The sequence below is a fragment of the Vibrio sp. 1F279 genome (genome assembly GCF_041439815.1).
GTDB classification, from domain to species: Bacteria; Pseudomonadota; Gammaproteobacteria; order Enterobacterales; family Vibrionaceae; genus Vibrio; species Vibrio tasmaniensis_A.
Window position 1 is genome coordinate 546 of sequence record NZ_JBGOOU010000066.1, and the last position, 9,002, is coordinate 9,547.

The following is a 9,002-nucleotide window of genomic DNA, read 5'->3' on the forward strand; positions in this document are numbered from 1 at the left end:
GCATAGCCGTTAGACTCGCCATTTGAGCTGATAAGTCGGGCATAGCCGTTAGACTCGCCATTTGAGCTGATAAGTCAGGCATAGCCGTTAGACTCGCCATTTGAGCTGATAAGTCGGGCATAGCCGTTAGACTAGCCATTTGAGCTGATAAATCGGGCATAGCCGTTAGACTTGCTATTTGAGCTGATAAGTCGGGCATGGCCGTTAGACTAGCCATTTGAGCTGATAAGTCGGGCATAGCCGTTAGACTAGCCATTTTAGCTGATAAGTTAGGGATAACTGTAAGGTCTGCAATCTGAGTATTCCAGTCCTTTAAAGGATTTACCAGCGACGTTATCCTTGTGGTTGTGTCTCGGTAGTCTTTCATTCGGCTTGATTATCCTTATCGTTCTCATCACCTTGTGGTTTCTGCACTCACAACTTACCTAAGTGAGTTTTAGGGCGTAGATGAGATATAAAGGTTAGCTAGAAGCTAGCCTTTTGTATTATATGTACAGTAAAGGGAGATAGATATACTTGAGCTAATTCAAGAATCGCTTAATTAGAAAAACCACTGACTCGCTTTTGTCCAATTCAGAGCTAGCAGAAGCCAGAATATTCCGTGATTGTTAAGTTCGATGAAGGGATAAAACCTTCAAATCAACCTAAGTATGTTTTGAAAATGTGATTAAAAAGGCTGAATCAATAAATTGATCAGCCTCTATCGATTTATTCCATTAAAGGTAGCGGCTTCTTAAATGATCTTTGAAGTATTGCGCATTCAAGGTTTCACCCGTTGCGCCTTTCACCAAATCATCGGTGCTCAGCAGGCTGCCCTTGCTCCAAATGTTCGATTCTAACCAAGTGAAGATAGGTGATAGGTCACCACTTTCAATTACTGAGTTCACATCCACCGTTTTCTTCATTGAAGCCATGAACTGAGCCGCGTACATCGCACCTAGTGTGTAAGATGGGAAGTAACCGAATGCGCCGTCTGTCCAGTGGATGTCTTGCATACAGCCGTTAGTGAAGTTGCCTTGAGTGCTTAAACCAAGGTAAGACTGCATCTTAGTATTCCATAGTTCTGGCACATCGGTGTGTTTGCTCTTACCGTTGATCAAGTCACGCTCAATTTCGTAACGTAAGATAACGTGTGCAGGGTAGGTTAGCTCATCGGCATCAACACGGATGAAGTCTTTCTTCACACGAGTGTAGATCTTCTGGAAGTTCTCTTTTTCAAACTCTGAGCCTGAGAATTGCTGACCAGCTAAGTTTGCTAAGTGTCCAATAAACGGGTCACTGCGGCCGACTTGCATCTCGAAGAACAGAGATTGAGATTCGTGGATACCCATAGAGCGCGCTTCGCCCGCCGGTTGGCCTGCTAGGTGTTTTGGTAAGCCTTGTTCGTAACGCGCGTGCCCTGTTTCATGCACTATACCCATTAAGCTTTGAACGAACTCCGCTTCGTCGTATCGGGTTGTGATACGCACGTCTGAAGGCACGCCGCCACAGAATGGGTGAACACTTTCATCCAATCGGCCGTGTTCAAAATCGAACCGAAGCAGCTTCATCACTTCTAAACCAAGCGCTTTCTGTTTCTCGGTCGAATAGCTCCCAGATGGCGCATTAAATTGCTCGCTCGATTGTTTTTCGATCACTTCATCAATCAGGTTTGGCAGCCATGTCTTAACGTCGGCAAACAAGACATCAAGTGAAGCAGAGCTGGTGCCGGGTTCATAGATATCAAGCATGGCATCATAAGGCGTTAGATTCGCCGAGTCGGCGCGGATCTGAGCTTCTTCGCGAGACAGTTCAACCACTTCACGCCAGTTCTTTTCGAATCCAACCCAGTCGTTGTTACCACGTTGGCTGCGCCATGCATGTTCACACTTTGAGCCAGCTAGAGATTTGGCTTCAACCAGCTTTTCTGGGAGTAGATTGGCTTGTTGCCATTGGCGTTTAATTTCACGCAGAGACGATTGTTGTTCGCTATTTAGCGCTTCGTTTTCAGCGTCTGCAATCCAATCTCCAAGTTGTGGTTGCGTCATCAACCCGTGAATATGAACCGAAAGCTCGGCCATCGCTTCACTACGCGCTTGGTTACCACCGGCAGGCATCATTGAAGCTTGGTCCCAACCACAAATAGAGGCTAGATGTTGAAAGCGTGAACATTTTTGAGAGTGCTCGACTAGTTTTTTGAATGCGCTCATTTGACTACTCTTAATTTGGTTTCTTTAAATGATCCTTAGGACAGCGTTAGCTTAAAGGTTCATCTTTCATGTACTTTGATTATGGCTCTGCTTTTTAATGACGCTGACCTTCGCAGTCGAAGATATAGCGATAAAAGCATGAGGCAGTACGATGCCTAGAATTTACTATTTCTTAACAAATCAAACTGTTCCATTGTGCACAAAATCAGTGACTTGTATAGCAGATGGCAATTGTTGCTTGCGAATTGTTCAGATAAGCGGTATTGATGATAGATCGCTGAACAACAATGACAATAATATGGATATTTTGAACTTTGAGGCATTTCTAATTGCCATCACTATTTTAACGCTAACGCCGGGCTTAGATACGGCTTTGGTGATTCGCAACACGAGCCGCTCGGGCTTATCTGACGGTGTAATGACCAGCTTTGGTATTTGTAGCGGCCTCTATGTACACGCCTTTTTCTCTGCTGTGGGTATTTCTGCAATTCTTGCCCAGTCTGCTGAACTCTTTCAAGCCGTTAAGATGGTAGGTGCAGTTTACCTCATCTGGCTTGGCTTAAGCAGTTTACGAGCGTTGATGAAAAACGGTGGTGGTTTGAAGGTCGGTGAACAAGCTCAGCAAGCATACAGTGCAAAGCGTTCTTTGCGTGAAGGCTTTCTGTCTAACGTTCTTAACCCAAAAACGGCAGTTTTCTATTTGGCCTTTTTACCTCAATTCGTAAACCCTGAAGGATCACCATTATTGCAATCTATGTTGATGGCTTCGGTGCACTTTATGATTGCGATGGTGTGGCAATGCGGTTTGGCAGGGGCACTTAACTCGGCTAAAAACTTGCTTAAGAATGCGAGTTTTATGAAGTGGATGGAAGGAGTGACTGGCATGGTGCTGGTGGGGCTGGGTGTGAAGCTTTTAATGGAAGAACCTAGCTAAGCCATAGTGACTTAGTTTATTGGAATCTAAATCACTGGCACATAGCCATTAGTTTTATAATAAAACGCCCGCACATCATTGCGGGCGTTTTTGATCGTTCAATTCTTATTATGCTTTAACTGCTTCACAATCATTTGAAGAAGTTAGCGGTTTGAAGAATAACTTGGTTTCTTCGATAACAACATGGCGCAGTAAGATAAGCCCAATTAGGTTCGGAATTGCCATTAGGCCGTTCACGATATCCGCCATTATCCAGATCATGTCGAGCTTTAAGAATGCACCAGAAGCAACCAAGCCGATGAAGATAATCTTGTAAGGCAATACTGCTTTGGTACCCAGCAAGAAAACAACACAGCGCTCACCGTAGTAGTTCCAACCTAAAATTGTTGTAAACGCAAAGAAGATTAAGCCAACAGAAACCAACATAGGGCCAAGGGTGTCTGCATTCAAACCAACAGCGAACGCGTGAGTGGTCATCGCAGCGCCAGAAAGGTCAGTCTGCCAAGCGCCCGTTAAGATAAGCGCCAAGCCGGTCATCGTACAGATGATGATGGTATCGAAGAAGGTGCCTGTCATAGAGACAAGCCCTTGTTTCACACATGAGTCTGTTTTAGCCGCTGCTGCAGCCATTGGTGCGCTACCTAGGCCAGATTCGTTCGAGAACACGCCACGAGCGATACCTGATTGGATAGCAAGCATGATGCTCGCACCAAAGAAACCACCAGTTGCTGCTGTGTTGGTAAACGCAGAAGTCACAACAAGGGTAATGGCATTCAGTAGTTGGTCTGCATTTGAAATCAGAACGCTTAAACACGCGACGACGTACATCACCGCCATCGTAGGAACGACTTTCCCTGCTACTTTAGCGATCGATTGAATACCACCAAGGGTTACCACCGCCACTAGTATCGTGAGGACAACCGCTGACATTTCACGTGAAGCGCCAAATGAGATTTGAGTTGCGTCTAAGATAGCGTTTACTTGTGGGAAGGTACCGATACCGAAGCAAGCAACACCGAGCGCGAAGACAGCGAACATTACCGCTAAGATTCGAGAGCCCACACCGTATTGCAGGTAGTACATTGGGCCGCCAACCATTTCGCCATTGCTATCGGTTCTACGGTATTTAACAGCAAGTAGACATTCTGCGTATTTGGTCGCCATACCAAATACAGCGGCAAGCCACATCCAGAATAGGGCGCCAGGACCACCAATCTTTATTGCGGTCGCTACGCCTACAATATTGCCTGTACCAATCGTTGCGGAAAGCGCTGTACACAAAGCGGCGAAGCTTGATACGTCACCCTTGCCGGATTTGTCTTTGGTGAACACCATTTTTAGAGCAGTTGGAAGGTGTCTAAACTGGAGTAAGCCTAAGCGAAAAGTAAAGTAGATGCCTGTACCCACTAGCAGAATAAGCAGTGGTGGTCCCCAGACGAATTGGTTGATGGTTTGTAGTGTAGCTTGTAGGTGGTTCATAGATTCCCCTTAATAAATATAAAATTTAAGGAGAAGAGGGAAGGCAGTGCAGATCACAGGGATCGATAGCACTACTTAATACAGACGGATTTCTAGATAGAATTCTTTAGTTAATTAAGGCTGTTGCTTTCCACTCCTCTGTCCTTTTGCCTGAGAGTTTCACTTAGCGAATCACTTATAGATAAGTAACGGGCACTAAGCTTGCTCCTTCGGCGACCGCTTGCTACAAAAAAAGTAGTACGGTTCTCTCCAGAGGTTCCTCCAACGACAGTCCTCACTTTTCTGGATTTCTCCAGCATAAAGCACCTGAAAGATTTACTTCTTCGGCGGGTCAATCTAACTAAATGTTAATATTTAGTTAAAAACCACTCTCCTGCAGTCTTCATCGGAACAATTACCTAAATAATTAGGTAATCTGTAGGCGTATCCTAGATCATATAAAATGTGATGTCAGCTACAAAATATCTGTTTGCTCAAATGTTGTTCAACTAAATGATCAAACAACGAGTCTCTGACGTAACTTGCTTATTTAAATGGTATAAAATAGAGAAACAAGGAGGAGTTATGACTCGATTAATAGCGATTGTTTTTTTATTGGCTTTGGCATTTGTGCTGTTTCGTTACCGGACAAACGAAAAACTGCAAAAATGGGTAGTGATAGTTATCGTTAGCAGCTTCCTTTTGTATACTGCCAGCCTGATGATTTCGGAGTTAACTCGTTAAGTCTGTCTGTAAGCAGATAGGATAAACGTGTTAGCAAAGCTCAAGTGCTTCTGGTTTGGGCAATAGGTTTAACTGAGCTTAAAGTATCAGTATCAGTATCAGTATCAGTATCAGTGACCGTGTAACGTTAAACAAATTTTTGGGAGTACCCGCTAGTGAACCAGCAATCTGGACAAGGCGAACAAGATGAAGTGGTTGTTATTGAGGAACGCGATAAACGTAGTCAGCTCTATATCGGCATTGCTGCGGTTATCGGTTTGGCGTTAGGCGGCTTAATCGGATCTACAGTCACGGCTTCGAAGTGGGAATCCACTTATCAGGTACTAGAAACTCGTTATCAAGAACTGCGTGATAGTAAAACTCAGTTGGTGACATCAGTTGAAGAGAAAGTGGCAAAAGTTGATACCGAAATTGATGCGAAAGTAGAAGCTGCTCTAGTGAAACAGGCAGAAGAGCATCAAAAAGAACTCCAAGACTTAGCGAAACAATCTGCAGTTTTAGAGAAAGCAAACTACTCGTTAGAGCAGCAGTTAAACGAACAGAAGCAAACGTTAGAACAAACTCAACAAAACAATCAAAAGTTGAGCCGTCAAGCTGATATGCAATCGACCCTTTTTGAACGTTCGCGTGAGCTTTTCCGCAAAGAATTACAGATATCTCAAGAGCTTGAAAAACTCGAGAAAGAAAGAGATGACATCGAACAGAATCTTGGTTCTTTGAAGAAAGCGTGTGATGTTTTCTTAGATGGTACGTCATGGGATACAAAATCTGACGCCTGTGAGAAACAGGATAATGCCAATTCCCGCTTAAGTGACATCAGACAAATGATTGAAGTTCACACCATGGATATCAAGCAGATCAAGACTCTCACTGAAGAGATGGGTCTATAAGCTGAGCGCTTAATATAGCCATATCACGACTACTTGCAGTAAGAATTTGAACGCCCACATCGCACACGTGATGTGGGCGTTTTGCGTTCTCACCCCCTAAATGGCTAAGATGCGCTTTACATTGTTATTTCTGAAATTAGTGATTAGATACGTAAAATTGATCTTGATATGTGCTTTGTTGGGTAGTTGGTGACTTTGCACGCATATTTACACGCCAGAAAATTAGCATAATTGTTATGTTCTAGGATGAATATGTGGTTTGTTGCCACTCGGTGATTAGACTATCTCAAAGGACAAAGGACAAAGGACAAAGGACAAAGGACAAAGGACAAAGGACAAAGGACAAAGCGATGCCTGAATATCTGTGCGAGACTTGTACCGTAGCTTATTGCTTTGATGATTGTAATTTGGCATTGGCGCAACGAGAAATGATTGAAGTAGAAGAAGTCTTGGATCGTAAACAAGTAAGCCAAGATCCTGAACGGCGGCTTAAACAAGAAAATTCAGACATAAAAAATCCCTACAAGCACAGCCTGTAGGGATTTTGTACGTTGCAATACTGTTCTCGCTTTCTCAAGCAAAGGGTCTTACAAAAATTTTTAGAACAGTGTTATTCGACAATAAATTATTGACGAGTCACTATTTTTCGTAAGTTTTGATTTCGCCAGATTTAACGCGAGCAACAAATGATTGCAGTTCTTTCTTCACAACAGGCATTAGGAAGTACAGGCCAAGAATGTTGAAGATAGACATCGCAAAGATAGCTGCGTCAGAGAAGTCGATTACCGCGCCAAACTGAATCGTCGCACCGATAACAACAAACACACAAAACATCACTTTAAAAATCAGTTCCGTTGTTTTGCCTTCACCAAATAGGTAAGTCCAAGCCTTAAGACCGTAGTACGACCAAGAGATCATGGTAGAAAACGCGAACATGATTACCGCTAGAGCGAGTGTGTATTTGAACCCTTCTGCCGTTTCAGTAAACGATGCAGCAGTAAGCGTTACACCCGTTAAGCCAGAACCATCGAATGGACCTGTATTTAGACCAGCGATAGTGATAACCAAGGCTGTCATTGTACAAATGATGACTGTATCAACGAACGGTTCTAATAGTGATACTAGACCTTCAGTGATTGGCTCTTTTGTTTTAACCGCTGAGTGAGCGATAGCTGCTGAACCTACACCTGCTTCGTTTGAGAACGTTGCACGTTTTAGACCTTGGATTAAGGCACCAATGAATCCACCAACCACACCTTCGCCAGTAAACGCACCTGTAAAGATTGCACTGAACGCAGGACCCACTTGATCAAGATTAGAACCGATAACAATCAGAGCCATACCGATATACAGAGCAGCCATCCAAGGAACAACTTTTTCCGTTACCGATGCGATAGAAGGCATACCACCAACAATCACAGAGAAAACTAAAGCGGCGAGTACAAGGCCTGTGATGACACCGTATTCACTTGGTACATCGAATGCGTAAGTTAACATGGCATGTGCTTGGTTAGCTTGGAACATGTTACCGCCGCCCAATGCGCCTAAAATACACATTAATGCAAAACCAATAGCAAGGGCTTTACCTAGTCCACCCAACCCTCTTTCACCAAGACCTTGGCTTAGGTAGTACATGGGACCACCGGAAACGACACCTGAAGGTAGGATAGTTCGGTATTTCACACCTAAGGTACACTCACAGAACTTAGACGCCATACCCAGAAGACCACACAAGATCATCCAGAATGTTGCACCAGGACCACCAATTGCGAGTGCAGCACCCACACCGGCAATATTACCAAGCCCAACAGTTCCAGAAAGCGCGGTTGTTAACGCTTGAAAGTGAGAAACTTCCCCTTCGTGTTTGGAGTTAGGGTCTGTGTACTTACCTTTAATAATGTCTATGGCCATCCCGACACGTTTAAATTGAACAAAGCCAAAGTAAACAGTAAAGATGATCGCAGCGAGCAGTAACCAGCCAACAATAATTGGGAAGTTTGCTTCACCTACCGGTACGCTTTTAAATATCAGTCCAACGAACCAACCTGTATATTCGTTGAAAAAACCATCAACACTTTGACTTAAGTTACTGATAGCTTGATTAAATGATCCTTCTTCTGCAAATGCACTGGAACTAAATAATAATATAAACCCAAAAAATAATTCACGTATGTTTTTCATGGTTTTCCCTGTCTTTTTATTAAATTATGTTTGTTGCTGTTGTGTTTTTTCTATTTAATTTTTTACATTTCAGCGACTTATTTATTGCAATTCGACGGCAACATAAACGGCTGTAGCTAGGTCGAAAAATGAAATAAATATGAGTACTGATCTTGCTTTATATGGATATCCTTTTGGTATGTGCACCAATTAGACTATGGCATTCGGCCTGTCAAGTCCTACTGATAATCCTATACACAAAAATAATACCATCAAAGATTTTTTACAATAAATTTACAATTGTTCGGGTTTTGTCATTGTTTGGGAATAAGCAGGCATTTTTTAGGTTGGGAAAGGCATATGCAGTAGCTGTTATAGCATGAACTAAGGTGAATGATAGTGGAGGTGCATAGGGAAGTCGGCGAGTTTTAATGTTCAATATGTTTTGGGGAGGTGTTTAAACAATTGATAGCTGAAGATGTAATCAAGCTAAAAGACATTAAAAAAGCCCTTTATCAGAGCTTTGTTAATGGTTTCAATGAGCGTGAGGTTTAGTGCCTGACGAATAGAGACTATACCCGTGATCATTGAAGGAGCTTGATTTTTTGCAATGAGAAGATCATGCTA

7 protein-coding genes and 1 riboswitch are annotated in these 9,002 nt (G+C 43.1%); of the genes, 3 read left to right on the forward strand and 4 right to left on the reverse strand.

Going from position 1 to position 9,002, the window contains the following annotated elements; genetic code table 11:
* Together ACED60_RS24545 and ACED60_RS24550 are read right to left on the reverse strand one after the other, a co-directional pair.
* Positions 1 to 367: hypothetical protein (locus tag ACED60_RS24545; protein ID WP_371728651.1), on the reverse strand; the 367-nt coding region annotated here is incomplete at its 3' end.
* A 349-nt stretch (positions 368 to 716) separates the two neighbouring features.
* Positions 717 to 2,189, reverse strand: a complete 1,473-nt coding sequence (locus ACED60_RS24550) for a carboxypeptidase M32 (RefSeq protein ID WP_371728652.1) — start codon at positions 2,187 to 2,189, stop codon at positions 717 to 719.
* Between the two features lie 298 nt (positions 2,190 to 2,487).
* Between ACED60_RS24550 and ACED60_RS24555 the strand changes: the two genes are divergently transcribed.
* Positions 2,488 to 3,123, forward strand: a complete 636-nt coding sequence (locus ACED60_RS24555) for a LysE family translocator (protein WP_012603778.1) — start codon at positions 2,488 to 2,490, stop codon at positions 3,121 to 3,123.
* A 108-nt stretch (positions 3,124 to 3,231) separates the two neighbouring features.
* Here ACED60_RS24555 and ACED60_RS24560 read toward each other — a convergent pair whose 3' ends face one another.
* Entirely contained in the window at positions 3,232 to 4,602 is a 1,371-nt protein-coding gene (locus ACED60_RS24560; protein ID WP_371728653.1) for an alanine/glycine:cation symporter family protein, read from the reverse strand.
* Positions 4,603 to 4,730: 128 nt separating this feature from the next.
* A riboswitch (glycine riboswitch) is annotated at positions 4,731 to 4,865 on the reverse strand.
* 615 nt (positions 4,866 to 5,480) lie between these two features.
* Between ACED60_RS24560 and ACED60_RS24565 the strand changes: the two genes are divergently transcribed.
* A complete protein-coding gene (locus tag ACED60_RS24565; protein WP_017103097.1) occupies positions 5,481 to 6,215 on the forward strand; it encodes a chromosome segregation ATPase in 735 nt (244 codons plus the stop codon).
* A gap of 350 nt (positions 6,216 to 6,565) precedes the next feature.
* Positions 6,566 to 6,754: a hypothetical protein gene (locus ACED60_RS24570; protein WP_371728654.1), complete on the forward strand. Its 189-nt coding sequence runs from the start codon at positions 6,566 to 6,568 to the stop codon at positions 6,752 to 6,754.
* 100 nt (positions 6,755 to 6,854) lie between these two features.
* Here the strand turns inward: ACED60_RS24570 and ACED60_RS24575 are convergent, their stop codons facing one another.
* Positions 6,855 to 8,396 carry an alanine/glycine:cation symporter family protein gene (locus tag ACED60_RS24575; RefSeq protein WP_371728655.1) on the reverse strand — a complete coding sequence of 514 codons (1,542 nt, stop codon included), beginning with the start codon at positions 8,394 to 8,396 and terminating at the stop codon, positions 6,855 to 6,857.
* Positions 8,397 to 9,002: the final 606 nt, after the last annotated feature.